The organism is Streptomyces sp. NPDC007346 (genome assembly GCF_040703535.1).
GTDB lineage: Bacteria > Actinomycetota > Actinomycetes > Streptomycetales > Streptomycetaceae > Streptomyces.
This window is the reverse complement of sequence record NZ_JBEYKR010000003.1, coordinates 65,099-85,384: the sequence shown is the minus strand read 5'-3', so window position 1 is coordinate 85,384 and position 20,286 is coordinate 65,099. Positions and strand designations below refer to the sequence as shown.

The following is a 20,286-nucleotide window of genomic DNA, read 5'->3' as shown; positions in this document are numbered from 1 at the left end:
TGCCGGGTGAGAGACTGAGCCGGTGAGTTCAGCGAAACCGAATCCTCCCGCCTCTGCCGCCCGTCGTCGCACCGTGATCGATGCGCTGCGGCGCGGGGCCGTACCCGACAGCGGACTCGACCTGCTGGCAACGGGCCTGGACCGCTTCGCTTCCGCACTCGACGGCGAGCTGGACGCGGTCGCCTCGGGCGGGGCCGTGTTCAAGGCAGTGCGCGGCGAGTACGGATCAGGGAAGACGTTCTTCACGAGGTGGCTGGGAGAGCGGGCCAAGCGGCTTGGCTTCGCGGTCGCCGAGATCCAGGTCTCGGAGACGGAGACGCCTCTGCACAAGCTGGAGACCGTCTACCGGCGGCTAACCGAACGGCTGGCTACGGCAAGTTTTCCGCCGAGTGCGCTCCGGCCCATCGTGGACGCCTGGTTCTACGCGCTGGAGGAGGACGCCCTTGCGGCCGGCGCAAGCGAGGATGAGCTGGCCCGTGAAGTCGAGGCATTGCTGACCACCCGGCTGGCCGAGGTCTCGCGGCACGCACCGTCGTTCGCGACCGCTCTGCGCGGTTACCGCTCGGCGCTCGCCGAGGGAGATGAAGCGACAGCGGCAGCCGTACTCGCCTGGCTCGGCGGCCAACCACATGTCGCTGCGGCTGCTCGACGGTCAGCCGGGGTCCGAGGCGACCTCGACCACTTCGGTGCGCTCGGCTTTCTCCAAGGGCTGCTGACCGTGTTGCGCGACTCCGGGCATCGTGGACTGTTCGTCGTACTTGACGAGGTGGAGACGCTCCAGCGGGTACGGTCCGATGCACGGGACAAAGCTCTGAACGCGCTGCGACAGCTCATCGACGAGATCCACTCAGGCCGCTTCCCCGGCCTCTACCTTGTGATCACGGGTACGCCCGCCTTCTACGACGGACAGCAGGGCGTGCAGCGCCTGGCCCCACTCGCCCAACGGCTTGCCACCGATTTCACCACCGACCCACGCTTCGACAACCCCCGCGCGGTGCAATTGCGGCTGCCCGGTTTCACTCAGGACTCGCTGGTGAATCTGGGCGTGACCATCCGTGACCTCTATGCTGCGGGCGCCTCAGCCCCCGAACGCGTCGTGTCCGTCGTCGATGACGCCTATGTCGCCGAACTCGCCCATGCGGTCGGCGGTGCGCTCGGCGGCAAGGTCGGGGTGGCACCGCGCCTCTTCCTGAAGAAGCTGGTGGGGGACGTCTTGGACCGGGTCGACCAGTTCGACGACTTCGACCCTCGGCAGCACTACCGACTGACCGTCAGCAGCAACGAACTGACCGACGTGGAACGGAACTCCGCGGCCACCCGCTCGGCGGACGACATCGAACTGGACGTGTAGTGGCGCAGCCGCCGGCATCCGAGGACCCCGTGGACCGCCTGGACCCGGTCGTCCTGCACCACGTGGTGAACACTCTGGGCTGGCCGGACCTGCGCCCCCTCCAGCGGGCGGCAATCCGCCCGCTGATGGACGGGGAGGATGCCGTTCTCCTCGCCCCCACCGCGGGCGGGAAGACGGAAGCGGCTTGTCTGCCGATCCTGTCAGCCATGTCGGAGCAGCGATGGTCCGGCACGTCCGTGCTGTATCTGTGTCCGCTCAAGGCACTGCTCAACAACCTTGTAACGCGCGTGGACGGCTACGCCCAGTGGCTGGGACGCCGTGCCGCACTGTGGCACGGGGACACGAGGGAGTCGCAGAGACAGCGCATCCGTGCCGAGCGGCCGGACATCCTGCTCACCACCCCTGAATCGTTGGAGGCCATGCTCATTGGTGTGAAAACCGATCACGCGCACCTTCTAGGAGGAGTGCGAGCGGTCGTCGTGGACGAGGTTCACGCCTTCGCGGGGGACGATCGCGGCTGGCATCTGCTCGCGGTGCTGGAGCGTTTGGAACGTGTCACCGGGCGCCCGGTCCAGCGGATCGGGCTGTCGGCGACCGTCGGGAACCCGGAGCAGCTACTCACCTGGCTTCAGGGGTCGGGGGCGGGGAAGCGGCCGGCCCGCGTGATTTCGCCCGCTTCTTCTACGAGCGGGCCAGCGCCGACGGGCGAGGTCGAGCTGGACTACGTCGGATCGCTGGAGAACGCAGCCAAGCTCATTGCCGCACTGCACCACGGCGAGAAGCGACTTGTCTTCTGCGACTCCCGACGACAGGTCGAGCAGTTGGGAGCCGCCCTGCGTGAGCGGGAAGTGACCGTGTTCCTGTCGCATGCCTCACTCTCGGCGGAGGAAAGAGCCCGATCGGAGCAAGCCTTCGCCGAGGCCCGGGACTGTGTCATCGTCTCCACGTCGACGCTGGAACTAGGCATCGATGTAGGTGATCTGGACCGCGTCATCCAGATCGACTCGCCCAGCAGTGTCGCCTCGTTCCTCCAGCGCGTCGGGCGTACGGGCAGACGCCCAGGCAGCACGCGCAACTGTCTCTTCCTCGCCACCCGGAAGGACACCCTCCTCCAGGCAGCCGCACTGCTTCTCCTATGGGGGGAAGGGTGGGTGGAGCCGGTGACCCCGCCGCCCGAGCCTCGCCATCTGGTCGCCCAGCAGTTGCTCGCGGTCACGCTCCAGCAGCAGCGGATCGGTGACCAGTTGTGGCCGACGCAATGGAATGGTCTGGCACCCTTCGACCTCTCCGCGAAACCGATTCTGCGTCACCTGGTGTCGCAGGGCTTCCTGGACGAGGACGACGGACTCCTCTTCATCGGCACCGAGGCGGAACGGCGGTTCGGGAGCCGTCACTTCATTGAGCTCACAGCGTCCTTCACAGCACCCCCTCAGTTCACGGTTCTGGCCGGCCGTACCGAGATCGGTCAGATGGACCCCTCGGTCCTGACCGAAGAACGCCCTGGGCCCCGTCGACTTCTGCTCGGTGGCCGCAGCTGGCAGGTGACGTTCATCGACTGGGCCCGAAAACGAGCCTTCGTCGAACCGGCAGACGGCGGCGGGGTCGCCAAGTGGAGCAGTGGCTCGGTCCTCGGTCTCTCCTACGCCCTCACCCGTGCGATGCGTACCGTGCTCCTCGGGGCCGACCCTCCTGTCTCCCTCACCCGACGGGCCGAGGTGTGCCTGGCTGCCTGGCGAGAGGATGAGGCACCCGAACTCGTGCACCCAACACACTCCTTGGTATGCCGCCAAGGCACGGACGTCCGCTGGTGGACCTGGGCCGGCTACCGCGCGAACGCGACACTGGCGGCGACACTGCCGGCCATCGCCGATCCCGTCCAACGCCCCACGGACTGCTACGTGCGCCTGCGTGAGGACCTGACGCACGACATGTGGCGGGAGAGCCACGAAGCTGCGGGCGGTGGCGCGTCCCTTGTCCTTCCGAATGTCGACCGCCGCGCCGTGCACGGACTCAAGTTCTCGGCGGCCCTGCCGGAACGGCTCGCGGTGGCTACCGTCGCCGCCCGGCTGGCGGACTTTGACGGGGCCCGCGCGGCCCTATACGAAGCCGTGCGGTTCCAGCAGGGCATGTTCTCCATGTGACCGAGCCCAGGACGTACGTCATCCGCAGGGCTCACACGTGGCCTGCTGGCTTTGACGAGCCGGGGAGCGAGGAGCCTCGCCTGGGAGGGTGCTGCCCTTGTACGGGCAGCCGCCGCTGTGAGAGGAGATGGCCCAGCCCCGCCCTGCTGCGACTGCCCAGCGCTTCGGCGACTTTTACGGATGTGGGTGGACACGGTGCGGGCGCTCATGCCCAGCCGGGAGGCGGTGGATTCGTTCCTGGGGCCGATCACGACCATGCGGCGCACGGTCCTGCGGACGGAGCTGGTGAGCAGGTCGGGGCGGTGCCGTACGCCTTTCCGCAGCAGCGCGAGATCGCAGGGCAGCGCCTCGGCAAGCAGCGCAGGCGGCCGGCCGCCGCCGGGCTGCGCGGTCAGGAACTGCTCATTGCAGGACCCGACGGCCTTCCGCAGCGCCTCGCCGATAACCTCTTCGCCGTTCAGAGACCCGATGGGCAGCTCGGCCCGGCGCTGGACCTTTCGGTAGACGGCTTCTGCCGCGAGAAGAGAGAAACGCAGGGCCTCCAATCCCATCCAGCCTATTCCTCTTCGAAACTGACAGAGAAAACGTCTCACTCTGAGACCGCCGGGACGGCGAGTGCGCACTGTACAGAGCCCGGGACCGCCTCCGCCCTGCCCGCCTCAGGAGTGGGCGAGATCGTCCGGGGCGGACCTGGCGAGGTCGCCCAGGGTCGCGAGGGCCCGGGAGAGGGTCTCCTCGGTCGGCGAGGCGAGGCCGAGCCGGATCGCGTGCGCTCCGCGATGGCGGCCGACGGAGAACGCGGCGGCCGGGGTGACCGCGATACCGTGGCGCGCGGCGGCGGCGACGAAGGTGTCGGCACGCCACGGGCGCGGCAGCTCCCACCAGCGGTAGTACGACCCGGGCGCGCTGCGGGTCACGAAGTCACCGAGGTGGCGCCGCGCGATCTCCTGCCGTTCCACGGCCTGCCGCTGCTTGGCCCGTACGAGTCTCTCCACGGCCCCCGCCGCCTGCCACTGGGCCATCGCCTCCAGGGGGAACCCCATGGGCCCCCAGCCCCCCGAGCGCAGAGCGGTCGCCACCCCGCCCGACACGGCGGCGGGGGCCACCGCGAACCCGAGGGACAGCCCCGGGGCCAGCCGTTTGGAGAGGCTGTCGACGAGGACCGTCCGTTCCGGCGCTCGCGACGCGAGGGGCGGCAGGTCGTCCCGGAGGAAGGCCCACACGGCGTCCTCGATCGCATGGATCCCGCACGTCAGCAGCGTCTCGGCCAACCGGTCCAGCCTGCCCGCCGGCATGGTCAGCGACAGCGGGTTGTGCAGGACGGGCTGTACGTAGACGGCGTGCAGCGGCCCGGCCCGGTGCGCCTCCTCCACTGCCTCCGGGATGAGCCCGGCCTCGTCCATGGCGAGCGGCACGAGGGTGACGCCGAGCCGGGTGGCGATCGCCTTGAGCACCGGGTACGTCAGCTCCTCCACACCCAGCCGCGCGCCCGGCCGGGTGAGCGCGGCGACGACCGCCGAGATCGCCTGGCGACCACTTCCGGCGAACAGGATCCGTGCCGGATCGGGGCGCCAGCCACCCCGTGCGAGCAGGTCGGCGGCGGCCTCCCGCGCGGCGGGGGTACCTGCCGCGCCGACCGGGCGCAGGGCCGGTTCCAGACGGCCGGGGCGCAGCAGCTCGCCGAGACCGGCGGCGAGCAGCTCGGCCTGCTCCGGCACCACCGGGTAGTTCAGCTCCAGGTCGACCCGGCTGTCGGCGGGCTCGGACAGCGCGGGCGGCGCGGCAGCGGCACCGGAGGCGTCGCGTACGAAGGTGCCGCGACCCACGTGGCCCTCGGTGACGCCCCGGCGCGCGAGCTCTTGATAGACGCGGGCGGCCGTGGAATTGGCGATGCCGCGCTGCCGGGCGAACTCCCTTTGGGTGGGCAGCCGTTCACCCGCCTCGAGCCGGCCCGCCGTGATCTCCGCGGCCACCGCGTCGGCGACGCTCCGGTAGTCCTTCACGGCCCCCACCTCCCGTACTCACCACTCGTCGCTTGCCGCTCACCACTCGTCGTTCGTCGTTCGTCGACGTGCCGTCGGCATCGAAGCACAGCATTGCACCGAGTTCAATCTACCGTATTGCACCGAGAAATGAAGTGACCTTAGAGTTGAATTGCTCCGATGCCTGGCTCCCGTAGGAGACCGGAAACGCACGGAGCGAGCGACGGAACCGACCCGGAACAGCTCCACGGAGCAGGTCACAGAGCAGAGGCGGCGCAGGGGAATGGTTGAGCTGACCGGCGTGCTCGGGGTCGCGATGGTGGCTCTGGGAATGGTGCTCACCCCCGGGCCGAACATGATCTATCTCGTCTCCCGGAGCATCACCCAGGGCCGACGCGCCGGAGTGGTCTCCCTCGGCGGTGTCGCGGTGGGCTTCCTGGCCTACCTGCTGGCGACGAACCTCGGGCTGTCGGTGGTCTTCATCGCCGTGCCCGAGCTGTACGTCGCGGTGAAGCTGGCCGGCGCGGCGTACCTGGCCCATCTCGCCTGGACCGCCCTGAAGCCCGGGGGCGTGTCCGTCTTCGCCCCGCAGGACATGCCGCACGACTCCCCGCGCCGGCTCTTCACGATGGGGCTGATGACGAACCTGCTCAACCCGAAGATCGCCATCATGTACCTCTCCCTCATCCCCCAGTTCATCGACCTGGAGTCGGGGCACGTGCTGTTCCAGGGGTTCGTGCTCGGCTCCGTCCAGATCGCGGTGGCCCTCACGGTCAACCTGAGCATCGTCGTGGCCGCCGGGTCCATCGCCGTGTTCCTCGCCCGCCGCCCCTCCTGGCTCAAGGTGCAGCGCTACATGATGGGAACGGCGCTCGCCCTCCTGGCCGTCTCGGTCGCCCTGGACACCTCGATGCCCGCCGGTTCGAGCTGATCGACGAAGGGTCGTCCGCCCTGGTGGACCGCACCCGGTCCTCAGGGTGGAGCGGGTGAGCGTTCCGCCGGCCGCCACGCGTCGGGCCCGACAGGGCGCCGCAAGCCCTGCCCGATCAGGAGTACGACTCGGCCGCGGCCGGCGGCAGGGCCGTGGCGTACGGCTTCTGAGCCCGGGGCCGCCCAGGGGGTGGGGCCTCCTACCCCGCGGCTGCGCGCCGGCGGTCGGACACGTCGAGAAGAACGCCTTCGCGGATGGCCCAGGGGCAGATGAGGACGGAGTCGAGGTCCATGGTGCGCATCGCGGTCTCGGCGACGATCGCGCCGGCCAGGCTCTGGGCCGAGCGGGCGCGCGATATGCCGGGCAGACGCGCGCGGTCGGCCGCGGGCAGACGCTTCAACCGCTTGATCGCTCGCCGCAGTGCGGCGCGGTGAAGCCGCCGCGCTCCGGTCGCACCGCCCCCGTCATCGTCCTGGGAGCACAGACGTGACAACTGCTCGAAGGTGCGCGAGGTGGCCACGACCGTGCGGGGACCGGCGTCCCGCACCTGTGCGGACAGTTCGTCCAACTGGCCCCGCACGTACTGCCGTAAGTCCTTGACCTGCGTGGGCGAGGGCGGGTCCTGACCGGCGAAGTGCTCCCGGGTCAGCCGGCCCGCGCCCAGCGGCAGGGACACGGCGACGTCCGCGGCCCCGCCGTCGCCGTACGCCGCTTCGAAGGAACCACCCCCGATGTCGAGCACCGCCAGCGGGCCGGCCCGGTGGCCCGTCCACCGCCGGGCGGCCAGGTACGTCAGCTCGGCCTCCCGCTCGCCCGGCAGCAGGCGCACCGGCACATCGCACCGCTCCCCGATCGCTTCCAGAATTTGGGGCCGGTTCGGGGCGTCGCGCACGACCGCCGTGGCGAACACGATCGGCTCGCGCACCCCCCACCGCCGGGATTCACGGCAGGCCGCCGCCACCGCGTCGGCCAACTGCCCCATCGCCGCCCGGCCCATCGTTCCGTTCCGGTCCACCTGTTGCGCCAGCCGTAGCCGCCATTTGACCGTGTGCACGGGGATGAGCCCGCGCTGCCCGACCTCGGCCACGAACAACCGCACGGTGTTGGAACCCGCGTCCACCACAGCCATCCGCATGCGAGCCGTCTGCCCACATTCACCGCCCACGATGCCGAAACGGTGCGAGCCCTGACGGAAAGAGACCCACCTGAGCGACAGCAGACCCCTGGCCCGCGTCCACGGTGCAGCGGTGCGGCGGTGTCGTGGTGTGGCGGTGACACGGTGCGGCGGTGACGCGGTGCGGCGGTGCGGCGGTGCGGCGGTGCGGCGGTGCGGCGGCGGACGGGGCCACCCGCACCCGGGGCGGATCAGGCTCGTGTGCCGGTCGGTTCGAGCTGTCGGATGCGCCCGTCGAGTTCGCGCTCGTAGAAGTCGATGAACCCGTCGGGGTCGGGGCCGGCGTTCTGCATGACCAGCCTGTCGAACCCCGCGTCGACGAACTGCTGCGCCACCTCGATGTACCGCGCCGGCTCCGCGCCGCAGGCGAACTTCTCCAGGATGTCCTCCTCGCGCACGGTGGTGGTCGCGGCGTCGAAGTTGACCGGGTTGGGCAGCTCGCTCATCACCTTCCACCCGGTCAGGGCCCATCGCGAGGTCTCGAGGGCGGCTTGCGCGGCGGTGTGCGCGTCGGGGGCCCAGGCCATGGGGACCTCCGCGTAGCGCGGGCCGGTGCCGCCGGCGTCACGGTAGTGCTGGACGATGCCGGGCTTGTCCTCCGTGGCGAACAGCCCGTCGCCCAGTTCGGCGGCGATGCGCGTCGACGCCCGGCCGCTGGCGGCCACCGCGATCAGAGGCAGCTCCTGGGGAAGGTCGAAGATACGGGCGTCCCGCAGCCGCAGGTGCTTGCCCTCGTAGGACCGGTAGCCCCCGCTCCACAGCAGCCGGATGATCTCCAGTGCTTCGGTGAGCATGTCGTGCCGGGCGCTGACCGAGTCGGGAAAGCCGAGGCCGACGACGTGCTCGTTGAGCCGCTCCCCCGAACCGACGCCCAGGACGAAGCGGCCCTCCGACAGCAGGGCGAGGGTCGCGGCCGCCTGAGCGATGACGGCGGGGTGATAGCGCACGGTGGGGCACGTCACGCCGGTCGCCAGCCCGATGCGCGAGGTCTTGGCCGCGATACTCCCCAGCACCGTCCAGGCGAACGGCGAGTGTCCCTGGTTGTCCAGCCAGGGGTGGTAGTGATCACTGATCTCCACGAAGTCGAACCCCGCCTGCTCGGCGAGAACGGCTTGCCTGACCAGCTCCGCCGGGCCGAACGCCTCGGCCGCCAGCTTGTATCCCACCTGCATGTGGTCCTCGTTTCGCATGCGTCACGGTCGCCCTGTGCGCACAGGGTTACCCCTGGTCGCTCTGTGCGCACAGGGGTACCCCCTGACCTCAGTGCGTAACGCCTGCCTCCCCAGCACCGGCCCCGCCGGCCATCGCCGGGGCCGCACGCGTTTCACGGCCGGTATTCGGTGTACCCGTACGGGGCGGCGGCCCCGCCGCTCCGTCAGCGGGAGACCGTGCCGCCGAGCCGCCCCGTGACGGGCCGGGGAGACGGCGGGGAGGGCCGCGGGAAAGAGCAGGCAGGACAAGGACGGAGTTCTCATGGCCAGTACGAAGGTGTCCGACTACATCCTCCAGCGACTGCGTGAGTGGGACGTGACCCACGTCTTCGCCTACGCCGGCGACGGCATCAACGGTCTGCTGGCGGCCTGGGGGCGGGCGGAGAACAAACCGAAGTTCGTCCAGGCGCGCCACGAGGAGATGTCCGCCTTCCAGGCCGTCGGATACGCCAAGTTCTCCGGAAAGGTCGGGGTGTGCGCGGCCACTTCGGGGCCGGGCGCGATCCACCTGCTGAACGGCCTGTACGACGCCAAGCTGGACCACGTACCCGTGGTGGCGCTGGTGGGGCAGACCGACCGGACCGCCATGGGTGGCTCGTACCAGCAGGAAGTGGACCTCCAGAACCTCTACAAGGATGTGGCCTCCGAGTTCTGCGAGACGGCGACCGTGCCGGAGCAGCTGCCGAACCTGATCGACCGGGCGATGCGCACCGCGTACGCCAAGCGCACCGTCACCGCGGTCATCCTGCCCGCCGACGTCCAGGAGCTGGACTACGACCCGCCGCGCCACGCGTTCAAGATGGTTCCCTCCAGCCTGGGCCTGAGCCGCTACGCCCCGGTGCCGGCCGACGAGGACATCCAGCGCGCCGCCGACGTTCTGAACGCCGGGGAGAAGGTCGCCGTCCTGATCGGTCAGGGCGCGCGCGGGGCACGGCAGGAGGTGGAACGTCTGGCGGACGTCCTCGGCGCCGGGGTGGCCAAAGCCCTCCTGGGCAAGGACGCCCTCCCCGACGATCTGCCGTATGTGACCGGCTCCATCGGACTGCTGGGCACCCGCCCCTCCTACGACCTGATGCAGGGGTGCGACACCCTGCTGATGATCGGTTCCAGCTTCCCGTACACGCAGTTCATGCCGGAGCTGGACCAGGCGCGGGCGGTCCAGATCGACATCGACCCGCACATGATCGGTCTGCGCTACCCGTTCGAGGTGAACCTCGTCGGCGACTCGCGCGAAACCCTGCAACGCCTCCTGCCCCGACTGCACCGCAAGGAGAGCCGCGGCTGGCGGCACGAGGTGGAGAAGAACGTGGCGCGCTGGTGGGAGGTCATGGAGCGCCGCGCCGGCGTGGACGCCGACCCGATCAACCCCGAATACGTCGTCCACGCCCTGGACGCCAAGCTGCCCGACGACGCGATCCTCACCGCCGACTCCGGCTCGGCCGCCAACTGGTACGCACGCCACCTGCGCCTGCGCGGACACATGCGGGGCTCCCTGTCCGGCACCCTGGCCACGATGGGGCCCGGCGTGCCGTACGCCATCGGCGCCAAGTTCGCCCACCCCGACCGGCCCGCCATCGCGCTGGTCGGCGACGGTGCCATGCAGATGAACGGCATGATGGAGATGGTGACCGCGGCGAAGTACCACCATGAGTGGTCCGACCCGCGGCTGATCGTCGCCGTACTGAACAACAGCGATCTGAACCAGGTCACCTGGGAGATGCGGGCCATGTCGGGAGCCCCGCAGTTCGAGGAGTCCCAGCACATCCCGGACCTGCCCTACGCGGAGATCGCCAAGCACATGGGGCTGGACGGCGTACGGGTGGAGAAGCCCAAGCACGTCGAGGCCGCGTGGGACCGTGCGCTCGCCGCCGACCGCCCCTTCGTCATCGACTTCCGGACCGACCCGGCCGTCCCGCCCATCCCGCCCCACGCCTCCCTGGACCAGATCACGGCCGCGGCGACCGCGGTCCTCAAGGGCGACAGCGACCGCGGGGCGATGGTGAAGCAGGGCTTCAAGGCGAAGGTGCAGGAGATGCTGCCGGGCGGCCGGCCCCGCTCCGACGGGCGGTAGCCCCGCCCCGGCGGGCGACCGCCGGTCCTCGTGCGCCACGGAGTCCTGCCGGCGGGCCGCGCCCGGCGGGAGCGCCGGGCGGGAGCGCCGGGCGGGCCGAGGTTGAGCTGGCCGGGCGTGCCCGGGTCGGATTGAGCCGACTGGACGCGCTGAACTGGCCGCCTCGGTGCGGCGGTCGACGGCGTCCTCCACCGGCCGCCCGTCGGAGGGCTCGGCCGAGCGGTTCGACCTGACCGCGTTCGCCGGGCGGATCGCCGGCCGCGCCGGTACGGACGAGGACGCGGCCCTGCGTGAGGCCGCCGCCGTACTGGAGGTGCTCGACGCCTCACTCGCTCCGGAGCTGATGGAGCACGTGGGCGCGGCACTGCCGGCGGACATTCGCGCGTTGCTGCCCGTGGACCGTGCCGCCGACGAGGAAGGCTGAGGCCGCGACGGGGCACGCGCAGGTACGCACGTAGGCACGCAGATACGCACGCGCTCAGGCACTCAGGCACTCAGGCACTCAGGCACTCAGGCACTCAGGCACTCAGGCACTCAGGCACTCAGGCACTCAGGCACTCAGGCACTCAGGCAGGACGGTACCGCGCCGTCGTGGCGGACTTGCCCTTCGGGCCCCTCGGGCGGTCCACCCCTCGGGGCGGTCCTACCCCTCGGGCCGATCGGATGTCGGGCCCGAGACCTCGTTCAGGGTCTCGATGACCTCCTCGTCACTCACCTGCTCGAAGTCGTCGTACCAGAAACCCACCGCCCGGAAGTCCGGCGGCTGCTGGAGGCAGACGATGTCGTCGGCCTCCGAGCGCATCTCGGCCACGGTCTCGGGAGCGCCTACGGGGACGGCGAGGAGCAGCCGGGCGGGTCCCTGACGGCTCAGGTGCCGCAGGGCGGCGCGTGCGGTGGCGCCGGTGGCCAGGCCGTCGTCGACGACGATGACGGCGCGGTCCTCGATGTCGGGCGTCGGCCGGTCGCCGCGGTAGAGCAGGGCGCGGCGCCGCAGTTCCGCACGCTCACGGGCCACCTCCCCGACGAGACGGTCCTCGCTGAGGCCGAGCATCTCCAGTGCCCGCCTGTCGAAGAGCGGCGGGTCCTCGCCGACGATCGCGCCGATGCCCGTCTCCGGGCGGCCCGGAAGGCCGATCTTCCGCGCGACGAGCACGTCCAGCGGTACGCCGAGGGCCTGGGCGGCTTCGGCGGCCACCGGTACCCCACCGCGGGGCAGCGCGAGGACGAGGGGCTGTCGCACGCCCTGGTCGGATGCCCACTCCTTGAGCCGAACACCGAGTTGCCGGCCTGCTTCCCCGCGATGACGGAATCCCATGATGGAGGTCTGCCTCTCTCGCTCGGGGCTCGAAGGGCCCTCGTGGCTCCGTCCGGTCCGGGATGCCGCTCACCGGACCGGACGGGCCAGGAGGGCCCGGCTCTCACGGTCGACCTGCTGAGCCTCTCCGGTGGGTACGACGACGACCAGGACCCGCGCCCCGGGCTCGCTGATGATGTCGGGACGCTCGGCGACGAGCGCCCGCAGGCCGCCCGTGAGACCGAGCGTGGCCAGCCCGGCGCACACCTCCTCACGCACCTCGGGCTGGTCCTCGCCGATCTCCCCGGTGAAGACGAGGGCGTCGAGCCGGTCGAGGGACGCGGCCATCGCGGCGACACCGCGACGGCAGTGATGGGTGAAGACGTCCAGGGCGAGTGCGGCGCGCCCGTCCCCGGCCGCCCGGCCACGGACGAGGTCGCGCGTGTCGTCCGAGGTGCCGGAGAGGGCCAGCAGACCGGACTCGTGGTTCAGCGCGTCCTCGATGTCCGCGGCGGACAGACCGTGCCGGGTCTGAAGCCAGGTGAGGGCGCCGGGGTCGACGCTGCCGCTGCGGTGGCTCATCACCAGCCCCTCCAACGGCGTGAACCCCATCGTCGTGTCGACGCTGCGGCCGTCGCGCACCGCGCAGGCGGAACAGCCGCCACCGAGGTGCACGACCACGAGGTGCAGCTGATCGGGGCGGCGGCCGAGAAGCCCGGCGGCCTGTTCCACGGCCCAGGCGTAGGACAGCCCGTGGAAGCCGTAGCGGCGGAGCCCGTACTCCTCGCGCCAGGTGGCGGGCACCGCGTACTCCCGTGCGGCGGCGGGCAGGCCGGCGTGGAAGACGGTGTCGAAGCAGGCGATGTGCGGGACGTCGGGCAGCAGCTCCCGGGCAGCGTCCAGAACGGTGAGGGCCGGCGGGACGTGCAGCGGCGCGAGGTCGGCCACCCGGTCCAGGCGGGCGCGGACATCGTCGTCGACCAGGGTGTGGCGGCGCAGTTCCGGTCCGCCGTGGACGAGGCGGTGACCGACGGCGACGGGAGCGGGGGCCTCGGCCAGCACCTGCCGCAGCGCCTCCGGGGCGTCCTCGCCGGGCGGGGAGTCGCCGCGGTGTTCGGCAAGGAACTCGCCGCCGTCACCGAAGACGGTCAGACGCAGGCTCGACGATCCCGCGTCGGCCACCAGGACCGGGCTGTCGCTCCGTGCGCACACGTTGATCCCTTCCTTCGGCCCGAGAACACACCACGGCAGATGTCACGGCCCCGGCAGGGGGCGCGGGCGTGCCGCGCACCGAGTACCCGCCCCGGCCTGGCAGGAAACGAAGAGATTCGCGAGCGGTCAGTTCTCCCACCGGGGCTCGAGCGCGCGTCGCGGACGGCCGCGGCTCGGTGGTCCGCTGCCGTCCTACGCCAGGGGCGCGCCGGTGTCCTGTCCAGGACGTATGCGGCGACGCGGATGACTTCGACGTCAAAAAGTCACCGTGGTCACGGAGGGCGAGGGGTACGGCACCACGCTGCTGCCCCTCGACGACGCCCTAAGGGAACGCACCGACGAGGACGGGTACGCCGACAGCAATGCCGCCTTCACAGGGGTGAGCTGCGCCGATTACACAGGTCGCTTCACCACCGACGACGTGCGTCGGCATCTTCCCGAGTTCCGCAGGGCATCCGCTGTCGTCGGCAACTGGATGGCCTGGTCACTGCTCCACTGCTCCACTGCACCTGCTGGCCCGTGGCCGGCCACGCCCCCACCGTCGATGTGACCGTCGACGGTGAAGGAGACGGCACCTACGGCGTCAACGACTGCCTGACCGGACTGGTCGACAAGTACCTGCTCGACGGAACGGTCCCGAGGAACGACACCACCTGCTCGTGACGGACGCCCCTTCGCCCACCGCGCCGGGCCTGTCCAGTGGGAGAGGACGTTTCCCGAGGTCCGGCCGACGGGCACGCTGATCGGCGATCTGCCGCGCGACCGGATCGTCGTCGGTGATGCACAGCACCGGCAGCGCCATCTCAGCCACTCACACGCCGCGTTCATGCTCACGGACGTAGGTGTAGTTCGGAGGAAGCCGGTGAGGGCCGGCAAGACCTGCCCGCTTGCGGTCGTAGACGTACGCGGCCTCTGCCGCCGGACTCGCCTTCTTGCCCAGGTGACCGATGCGCATCAAGTGCCCTGCCACTTGGTGGGCTTCGACTTCCCTCACTCCCTCCTGCCCCTCCGCAGCGCGAACGTCCGTCTCCTTCGCATCCCGCACGTTGGGGGCGTAGCAGAGCAGATCGACCGGAGTTCCTCCGGAGCGGGCCGGATAGGTCAGTACACCGCGAGAGTTGATACTGCCCGTTTCCCATGTCAGCAGCCCACGGCTCAGCAGGTACTCGATCGCCGCATCCAGTTCCTGCGCCGTGGGGCGCTTCGGCCCGGCACCAGCGTGCTCGCCGGCGTTGCGCACCAGCGCCGGTCTCGGGAGCAGTGCGCGGCCGTACTCATCGAGGTACCCCAATTCGCGGAGTGTGATCAGCACGATTTCCTCCGGCTGATCCGCTCGCAGGTCAGCCGCCGCGAGGTCACGCGTCATGACCCTCGGGTCGTACTCGTACAGGACGACCGTGCCGGCGACCACGACCGGTGGGCGCAGCACGGTGCAGGTGAGGGAAAGCCGCGATTTCAGCCGCTCCTTCCAGCAAACCCGCAGGCGGGTTCCCGGCAGGATCGAGGGATGCCATCGCACCCCCGTCAGCATCGGCCGGGTGCCGCCCTGGCCGAGGGATATCCCGTGCTGGTAGTCGAAGGCATCCCTTTCACTCCGTTTTCTGTGGATGAAGGCAAGGTTGAGCGGACTGTCCGGAATCCTGGATACCGCCTCGTCGGGCACCGGACACGTACCACCCAACAGGTTCTCCGCCCGTACAGTGACACTCCACTCGACGGTGAGCTCCGAGGCCGTGATGCCGTACGGCCGCCCCCAGCCATCCTGCTTCACCACCGCCTGCGCGGGATCCGGCGCCTGAGGTCCCGCCGGGCGGGGTCGCTCGACGTCGGCCTGCCCGGTGTTCATGCGGCCGTAGCACCCATTGCAGAACAGCGCTTCACCGTCGAACGCCACCAGGCGCGCCTTCTTGGTGCCCAGGCACCGCGAGCACGTGAACTCCGCGGGGGAAGCCAGACGCACACGCTGAAGACTGCCCTTGCTCGGATACCGCTTCGCGATCTCCTGACCGAGCACCGTCTCGTTGGCATTCATGACAGATATCCCCCCGAACCCTGCCGACCCCAGCTACGAAAGGGCCCCGGCGGGTGCGATGCGCAACCCGGGGGCGCACTTCCACCAAGGGAAGAGGCGGACAGCCTACGGCGGCCCCCTGCCCGGAACAAGATCAAGGAATCGGGGACACGTTCCGGCAGTACCGATCTCAACGGCTGGGCGCCCACCGCGTCCGGCCGGCAGGCGAAGATGTGCGCGGTGCCGTGGCGGAAGACCGCGAGGTCTCCCGCGCTCAGGTGGATGGGCGGAGAGTCGTCCTGGAAGTCGACGAAGCACTCGTTGTTCAGCATGTAGTGGAGTACCGCACAGGGGTCTTCCTCCCCTTGGATGCCCCCTTCACCGCCGGCCTGCCACCGGCTGTGGAAGATCTCGCTGAGCCTGAAGGCTGCTTCACGGGGGGAATGAAAAATGATGGCTTTCGGCGGCTCCGCTCTGACCTGCGCAGCAGGCTCACGACGACCGAACATGCCGGGCACCGTGGTCGGCATCGGGTGCAGACGGTCCGGGGCCGACTCGGCGCCTGTCGGACGGGGACGGAAGGCCCTTCGCCGGTGGTCGTCCCACCCGCGAAGGCCCCTCCCCGTCGGTGTGTCGCCGGGCTACGGCGCGTCCGTGAGCACCTCCGTCGCCATGCCCATGTGCAGCCGGCGGGTGTGGTCGACCGTGCGTACCGGCCCGGTCAGCGTGACCCTGGCCGTCAGGCGCGTGTCGGTGCTCGACGCGCTCAGCCGCAGTTCGAGGTCGCCCGGTTCGACGATCCGGTGGCCGTCGCGGCCCGTGAAGGACGCGAGGTCCGCCGGGACCGTCATCCGCACCCTGGCCGCCCGTCCGGGCGCCAGGTCGAGGCGTACGTACCCGATGAGGCGCTGCACCGGCTGGACCACGGAGGCGACCGGGTCGTGCAGATAGACCTGGAGCACCTCGGTCCCCGGCCGCGCACCGGTGTTGCGGACGGTGCAGGAGAGCGCGAACTCCCCTTCCGTGGAGGCCCGTCCGCGCTCCACGACGAGGTCGCTCCACTCGAAGGCGGTGTACGTCAGACCGTGGCCGAACCCGAACGCCGGGGTCGGATCGACGCTGGACACATCGCTGGAGTGGCCGAGCCGCGCCGCCAGGTAGGTGGAGGGCTGGGAGCCGGGGTGGCGCGGCACGCTGACGGGCAGCCGGCCGGACGGTTCGGTGCGGCCGCTGAGCACCGAGGCGATGGCCCTCGTCCCCTCCTCGCCGGGGAAGAACGACTGCACCACCGCGGCCGCCTCGTCCGCCGCACGCCCCAGGGCGTAGGGGCGGCCGGCGAGCAGGGTGACGACGACGGGGGTGCCCGTGTCGAGGAGGGCGTCGAGCAGCTGCTGCTGGACGCCGGGGAGCGCCAGGCTCTCCGCGTCGCAGCCCTCCCCGCTCGTACCGCGCCCGAAGAGGCCGGCCCGGTCGCCGGGTGCGACGATCACGAGGTCGGCGCCCCGGGCCAGTTCGACGGCCTCGCCGAACCCGCCGGTGTCCGGGCCGTCGATGTCCGCACCCCGCGCGGTGACGATCTCGCTGTCGGGGAACTCCGCCGCACACGCCTCGCGCAGGGTGGGCAGTTCGATGCCGAGCGGGGTGTCGGGGTGCCGGCCCCCGACGTGGACGGGAAAGGCGTAGCAGCCCAGGACGGCCGTCGGGGTGTCGGCGTTGGGCCCGACGAGTGCGATACGGGCGGGGGCTCCGGCGTCCGCGTCCGCCGCCAGGGGCAGGGTGCCGTCGTTGCGCAGGAGTACGACGGCCTGTTCGGCGACGCGGCGGGCGAGCGCGCGGTTCTCGTCGGTGTCGAGACGGACGGTCCCGCGCAGCGCCTCCGAGTCCCCGCCCGTGGAGCCGTCCGTGGAACCGTCCGCGCCCGCGGCTCCGCTGAGCACCGGCGGCACCGGCCGCCAGTCGGCGTCCAGCAGCCCCAACTGGGCTTTCTGGACCAGCACTCGGCGTACCGCGCGGTCCACCAGCGCCTCGGGGACGAGGCCCTCGGCGAGCGCGTCGGTCAGCGGGCCGCCGAACGTCTTGACGGTCGGCAGCTCCACGTCCACACCCGCGTCGAGCGCTGCCCCGGCCGCTTCCCCGAAGGTCCCCGCCACCCCGTGCAGCGTCTTCAGGAACGCGATGCCGAAGTAGTCCGCCACAACGGTCCCGTCGAAGCCCCAGGTGTCCCGGAGCAGGCCGGTCAGCAGCGGCCCGTCGGCCGCGGAGGGGATTCCGTCGGTGTCGGTGTAGGCGTGCATGACGGACCGTACGCCGCTCTCGCGTACGGCCATCTCGAACGGGGTCAGGATGATGTCGGCCCGCTCCCGCGCGCCCATGGCGACGGGGGCGAGGTTGCGGCCCGCCCGTGAGGCGGAGTACCCGGCGAAGTGCTTGAGCGTGGCGACGATCCCGGCCGACTCCAGTCCCCGTACGTAGGCGGTGGCCACCGTCCCCACCAGGTACGGGTCCTCGCCGATCGTCTCCTCGACGCGGCCCCAGCGTGCGTCGCGTACGACGTCGAGTACGGGGGCGAGCCCCTGGTGCACGCCGACCGAGCGCATGTCGCGGCCGATCGCGGCGGCCATCTCACGGACCAGTTCCGGATGGAAGGTGGCGCCCCAGGACAGCGGCACCGGATAGGCGGTCGCGCCCCAGGTGGCGAAGCCCGCGAGGCATTCCTCATGGGCGAGGGCCGGTATGCCGAAGCGGTTCGCCCCGGCGATGCGCTCCTGGGTGCGCGACAGCGAGAGGGCGCCCAGGGCCGGGTCGACCGGGGCCGTTCCGAACGGGCGGGTCAGCTGGCCGAGGCCGTGCGGAAGCAGGTCGTCGAGGGCGACGGCCTCCTCCATGTCGTGCTGGAACGGCGCGACTTCGGCGCCCTCGTCGGAGGCGCCCACCCAGACGCCGAAGAGCTGGGAGATCTTCTCCTGGAGGGTCATGGCGGCGATCAGGGCGTCGGCCCTGGCCTCGGGAGTGAGGGTGGGATCGCGCCAGGGCCCGGTGCGGTGGTCCGGGGCGCCGGAGAGCGGCGTCCGAGAGTCGGTGGCCTCGGCGGGTGTCTGCACGCCGGCGTTGTCGATGTTGGCGGTCACTTTCCTCCTACCCCCATGAGCCCCTGTACCAGGGCCCGACGTGCGAACAGGTAGACGATCAGGATGGGAAGCATGGACAGGACGACGGCGGCGAGCAGACCGGGGGTGTCGACTCCGCGTTCCGTCTGGAAGTCGTAGAGCCCCAGGGTGATCACCTTGGTCTCCACCGACTGCGTCAGGACGAGGGGGAACAGGAAGCCGTTCCACGCCTGGAGCGCGGAGAAGACGATGATCGTCGAGACCCCGCTCCTGGACAGCGGCAGCACCAGCTGGAAGAAGACCCGCCGGGGCGAGGCACCGTCCATCGTCATGGCCTCGTACAGATCGGGGGTGATGTCACGCATCACGCCCGTCAGGATCAGGGCGCACACCGGCATGGCGAAGGCCGCCGTCGGCAGGATGACGCCGATGAGGTTGTCGTAGAGACCGGCCTCGCTGATGATGAAGAACATCGGGACGATGACCGCCTGCGAGGGGATCGCCAGGCCCAGGAGGAACAGCCGGAAGACCGTGGTGGTGGTCCGGCCCTGGCTCCTGACGATGGTGTACGCCAGCGGCGGGACGAGAAGTACGACGATGCCCACGACGCACACGGTGACGATGACCGTGTTGAGGAAATACTGCGCGAAGCCGCTGTCGAGGTCGTTGACGTAGTTGTCGAGCGTGAAGTGCTTCGGAAAGGCCAGTGGGCCGTTGGCCGCGTAGTCGGGGCGCGACTGGAACGTGGCGACGAGCATCACGTACAGCGGCAGCCCCACCACCAGGAGCCAGACCAGCGAGCCGAAACCGGCGAAGTAGTTGGGACGGCTCTTGCTCACAGTCCCTCCATGGTGCTGCGCATCTTGTCGTAGCCCGAGAGCCGCACCACGATCAGCGAGATGACCGTGGAGACGAGGACCAGGAGGAGGGCGATGGCGGACGCCGCTCCGTAGTCGAAGCTCTTGAACGCCTTCTGGTACATGTAGTACGCGCTGATGGTGGTGTCGCTGCCCGGTCCGCCCTGGGTCAGGATGAGGACGGTGTCGAAGGTCGTGAGTCCGCCGACCACCATCAGGATCATCGAGGTGATGATCGAGTTGCGCAGCTGCGGCAGCGTGATGTGGAAGAACTGCCGTACCGTGCCCGCGCCGTCGATCTGCGCCGCCTGGTAGAGGACCGGCGGTACCGCGCGCGCCGCGCCCTGGTAGATCAGCGTGTGCAGCGGGGTGAACTGCCAGGTGCTGACGAAGACCAGGACGCCGATCGCGGTGGCCTGCGTCCCGAACAGGTTGCCGTCGCCGAACAGCCATGTGGCGTGCGCGGGGACACCGAGATTGGGGTCCAGGACGGCGCGCCACAGCACGGACACGGCCGCGACGGACAGCAGCAGCGGGACGAAGTAGATGGCGGACAGGACGGCCCGGTTGCGCTGGTGCCCCGCCGCCCAGACCCCGAGCAGGATGCTCAGCGGGGTCTGGACGGCGACCCCGAGCACGGTGAGCAGGACGCTCAGCCACAGGCTCTTGACCATGACGGGGTCGTCGAGAAGCGTCCTCCAGTTGTCGAGGCCGGCGAACTCCGGATCGCTCAGACCGTCCCAGCTGGCGAAGGAGAGTACGGCGACCATGATGAGCGGGACGATGGCGAAGAGGCCGAAGAAGACGGCGGCGGGGACCGCCCAGAGGAATCCCGGGCGGCCCGCTCCGGTGCCGGACGAGCCGGCCCTCTTGACCGTCCCGCTGTCCGCCGGGGGTGTCGCGGTTCGGGTCATGTCAGGTGTTCCGCGTCCGGATCTCAGTGC

At 70.5% G+C, this 20,286-nt stretch carries 17 protein-coding genes; 7 read left to right on the top strand and 10 right to left on the bottom strand.

Going from position 1 to position 20,286, the window contains the following annotated elements:
- Positions 1–22: 22 nt before the first annotated feature.
- Together brxD and AB0917_RS01830 are read left to right on the top strand one after the other, a co-directional pair.
- Positions 23–1,351, top strand: a complete 1,329-nt coding sequence (gene brxD, locus AB0917_RS01835) for a BREX system ATP-binding protein BrxD (protein WP_055559992.1) — start codon at positions 23–25, stop codon at positions 1,349–1,351.
- A 29-nt stretch (positions 1,352–1,380) separates the two neighbouring features.
- On the top strand, positions 1,381–3,492 hold the full coding sequence (locus AB0917_RS01830) for a DEAD/DEAH box helicase (protein ID WP_366817462.1): 2,112 nt from the start codon (positions 1,381–1,383) through the stop codon (positions 3,490–3,492).
- Positions 3,493–4,151: 659 nt separating this feature from the next.
- Here the strand turns inward: AB0917_RS01830 and AB0917_RS01825 are convergent.
- Positions 4,152–5,495: a PLP-dependent aminotransferase family protein gene (locus AB0917_RS01825; RefSeq protein ID WP_366817461.1), complete on the bottom strand. Its 1,344-nt coding sequence runs from the start codon at positions 5,493–5,495 to the stop codon at positions 4,152–4,154.
- A 262-nt stretch (positions 5,496–5,757) separates the two neighbouring features.
- On the opposite strand from AB0917_RS01825, the gene AB0917_RS01820 reads away from it, so the two are divergent.
- Entirely contained in the window at positions 5,758–6,405 is a 648-nt protein-coding gene (locus AB0917_RS01820) for a LysE family translocator (protein WP_366817460.1), read from the top strand.
- Positions 6,406–6,604: 199 nt separating this feature from the next.
- Here AB0917_RS01820 and AB0917_RS01815 read toward each other — a convergent pair whose 3' ends face one another.
- Together AB0917_RS01815 and AB0917_RS01810 are read right to left on the bottom strand one after the other, a co-directional pair.
- A complete protein-coding gene (locus AB0917_RS01815) occupies positions 6,605–7,540 on the bottom strand; it encodes a Ppx/GppA family phosphatase (RefSeq protein ID WP_366817459.1) in 936 nt (311 codons plus the stop codon).
- A gap of 230 nt (positions 7,541–7,770) precedes the next feature.
- Complete coding sequence (locus AB0917_RS01810; protein ID WP_366817458.1) at positions 7,771–8,751, bottom strand: TIGR03557 family F420-dependent LLM class oxidoreductase; 981 nt, start codon at positions 8,749–8,751, stop codon at positions 7,771–7,773.
- Between the two features lie 301 nt (positions 8,752–9,052).
- On the opposite strand from AB0917_RS01810, the gene AB0917_RS01805 reads away from it, so the two are divergent.
- Both AB0917_RS01805 and AB0917_RS01800 read left to right on the top strand, forming a co-directional pair.
- Positions 9,053–10,861 (top strand): thiamine pyrophosphate-requiring protein, encoded by a 1,809-nt coding sequence (locus AB0917_RS01805; protein WP_366817457.1) that lies wholly within the window; start codon positions 9,053–9,055, stop codon positions 10,859–10,861.
- Between the two features lie 130 nt (positions 10,862–10,991).
- Complete coding sequence (locus AB0917_RS01800; protein ID WP_366817518.1) at positions 10,992–11,285, top strand: DUF2267 domain-containing protein; 294 nt, start codon at positions 10,992–10,994, stop codon at positions 11,283–11,285.
- 219 nt (positions 11,286–11,504) lie between these two features.
- Here the strand turns inward: AB0917_RS01800 and AB0917_RS01795 are convergent, their stop codons facing one another.
- Positions 11,505–12,176 carry a phosphoribosyltransferase family protein gene (locus tag AB0917_RS01795; RefSeq protein ID WP_366817456.1) on the bottom strand — a complete coding sequence of 224 codons (672 nt, stop codon included), beginning with the start codon at positions 12,174–12,176 and terminating at the stop codon, positions 11,505–11,507.
- Positions 12,177–12,245: 69 nt separating this feature from the next.
- Entirely contained in the window at positions 12,246–13,367 is a 1,122-nt protein-coding gene (locus AB0917_RS01790; RefSeq protein ID WP_366817455.1) for an acetate/propionate family kinase, read from the bottom strand.
- Positions 13,368–13,635: 268 nt separating this feature from the next.
- Between AB0917_RS01790 and AB0917_RS01785 the strand changes: the two genes are divergently transcribed.
- Positions 13,636–13,917 carry a hypothetical protein gene (locus tag AB0917_RS01785; RefSeq protein ID WP_366817454.1) on the top strand — a complete coding sequence of 94 codons (282 nt, stop codon included), beginning with the start codon at positions 13,636–13,638 and terminating at the stop codon, positions 13,915–13,917.
- The gene (locus AB0917_RS01780; RefSeq protein WP_366817453.1) at positions 13,914–14,030 is read left to right on the top strand and encodes an alpha/beta hydrolase; all 117 of its coding nucleotides are present in this window, start codon (positions 13,914–13,916) and stop codon (positions 14,028–14,030) included. Before AB0917_RS01785 ends, AB0917_RS01780 begins: the two co-directional genes overlap by 4 nt.
- A 148-nt stretch (positions 14,031–14,178) precedes the next feature.
- On the opposite strand, the gene AB0917_RS01775 is transcribed toward AB0917_RS01780, so the two are convergent.
- The 5 genes from AB0917_RS01775 to AB0917_RS01755 all read right to left on the bottom strand — a co-directional run bounded on the left by AB0917_RS01775 (position 14,179) and on the right by AB0917_RS01755 (position 20,256).
- Positions 14,179–15,399 (bottom strand): hypothetical protein, encoded by a 1,221-nt coding sequence (locus AB0917_RS01775; protein ID WP_366817452.1) that lies wholly within the window; start codon positions 15,397–15,399, stop codon positions 14,179–14,181.
- A complete protein-coding gene (locus AB0917_RS01770) occupies positions 15,396–15,887 on the bottom strand; it encodes a cupin domain-containing protein (protein WP_366817517.1) in 492 nt (163 codons plus the stop codon). Before AB0917_RS01770 ends, AB0917_RS01775 begins: the two co-directional genes overlap by 4 nt.
- Positions 15,888–16,019: 132 nt before the next feature.
- Positions 16,020–18,506, bottom strand: a complete 2,487-nt coding sequence (locus AB0917_RS01765; protein WP_366817451.1) for a glycoside hydrolase family 3 N-terminal domain-containing protein — start codon at positions 18,504–18,506, stop codon at positions 16,020–16,022.
- Positions 18,503–19,324 carry a carbohydrate ABC transporter permease gene (locus AB0917_RS01760; protein ID WP_366817450.1) on the bottom strand — a complete coding sequence of 274 codons (822 nt, stop codon included), beginning with the start codon at positions 19,322–19,324 and terminating at the stop codon, positions 18,503–18,505. The genes AB0917_RS01765 and AB0917_RS01760 overlap by 4 nt, the downstream gene beginning before the upstream one ends.
- Positions 19,321–20,256 carry a sugar ABC transporter permease gene (locus AB0917_RS01755; protein WP_366817449.1) on the bottom strand — a complete coding sequence of 312 codons (936 nt, stop codon included), beginning with the start codon at positions 20,254–20,256 and terminating at the stop codon, positions 19,321–19,323. The genes AB0917_RS01760 and AB0917_RS01755 overlap by 4 nt, the downstream gene beginning before the upstream one ends.
- Positions 20,257–20,286 lie beyond the last annotated feature (30 nt).

Excerpts from the sequence above, each read along its gene's own strand:
- AB0917_RS01795 (WP_366817456.1), bottom strand. The coding sequence starts at position 12,176 with ATGGGATTCCGTCATCGCGGGGAAGCAGGCCGGCAACTCGGTGTTCGG.
- AB0917_RS01820 (WP_366817460.1), top strand. The coding sequence starts at position 5,758 with ATGGTTGAGCTGACCGGCGTGCTCGGGGTCGCGATGGTGGCTCTGGGA.
- AB0917_RS01805 (WP_366817457.1), top strand. The coding sequence starts at position 9,053 with ATGGCCAGTACGAAGGTGTCCGACTACATCCTCCAGCGACTGCGTGAG.
- AB0917_RS01770 (WP_366817517.1), bottom strand. The coding sequence starts at position 15,887 with ATGTTCGGTCGTCGTGAGCCTGCTGCGCAGGTCAGAGCGGAGCCGCCG.
- AB0917_RS01815 (WP_366817459.1), bottom strand. The coding sequence starts at position 7,540 with ATGCGGATGGCTGTGGTGGACGCGGGTTCCAACACCGTGCGGTTGTTC.
- AB0917_RS01775 (WP_366817452.1), bottom strand. The coding sequence starts at position 15,399 with ATGAATGCCAACGAGACGGTGCTCGGTCAGGAGATCGCGAAGCGGTAT.
- AB0917_RS01810 (WP_366817458.1), bottom strand. The coding sequence starts at position 8,751 with ATGCAGGTGGGATACAAGCTGGCGGCCGAGGCGTTCGGCCCGGCGGAG.
- AB0917_RS01755 (WP_366817449.1), bottom strand. The coding sequence starts at position 20,256 with ATGACCCGAACCGCGACACCCCCGGCGGACAGCGGGACGGTCAAGAGG.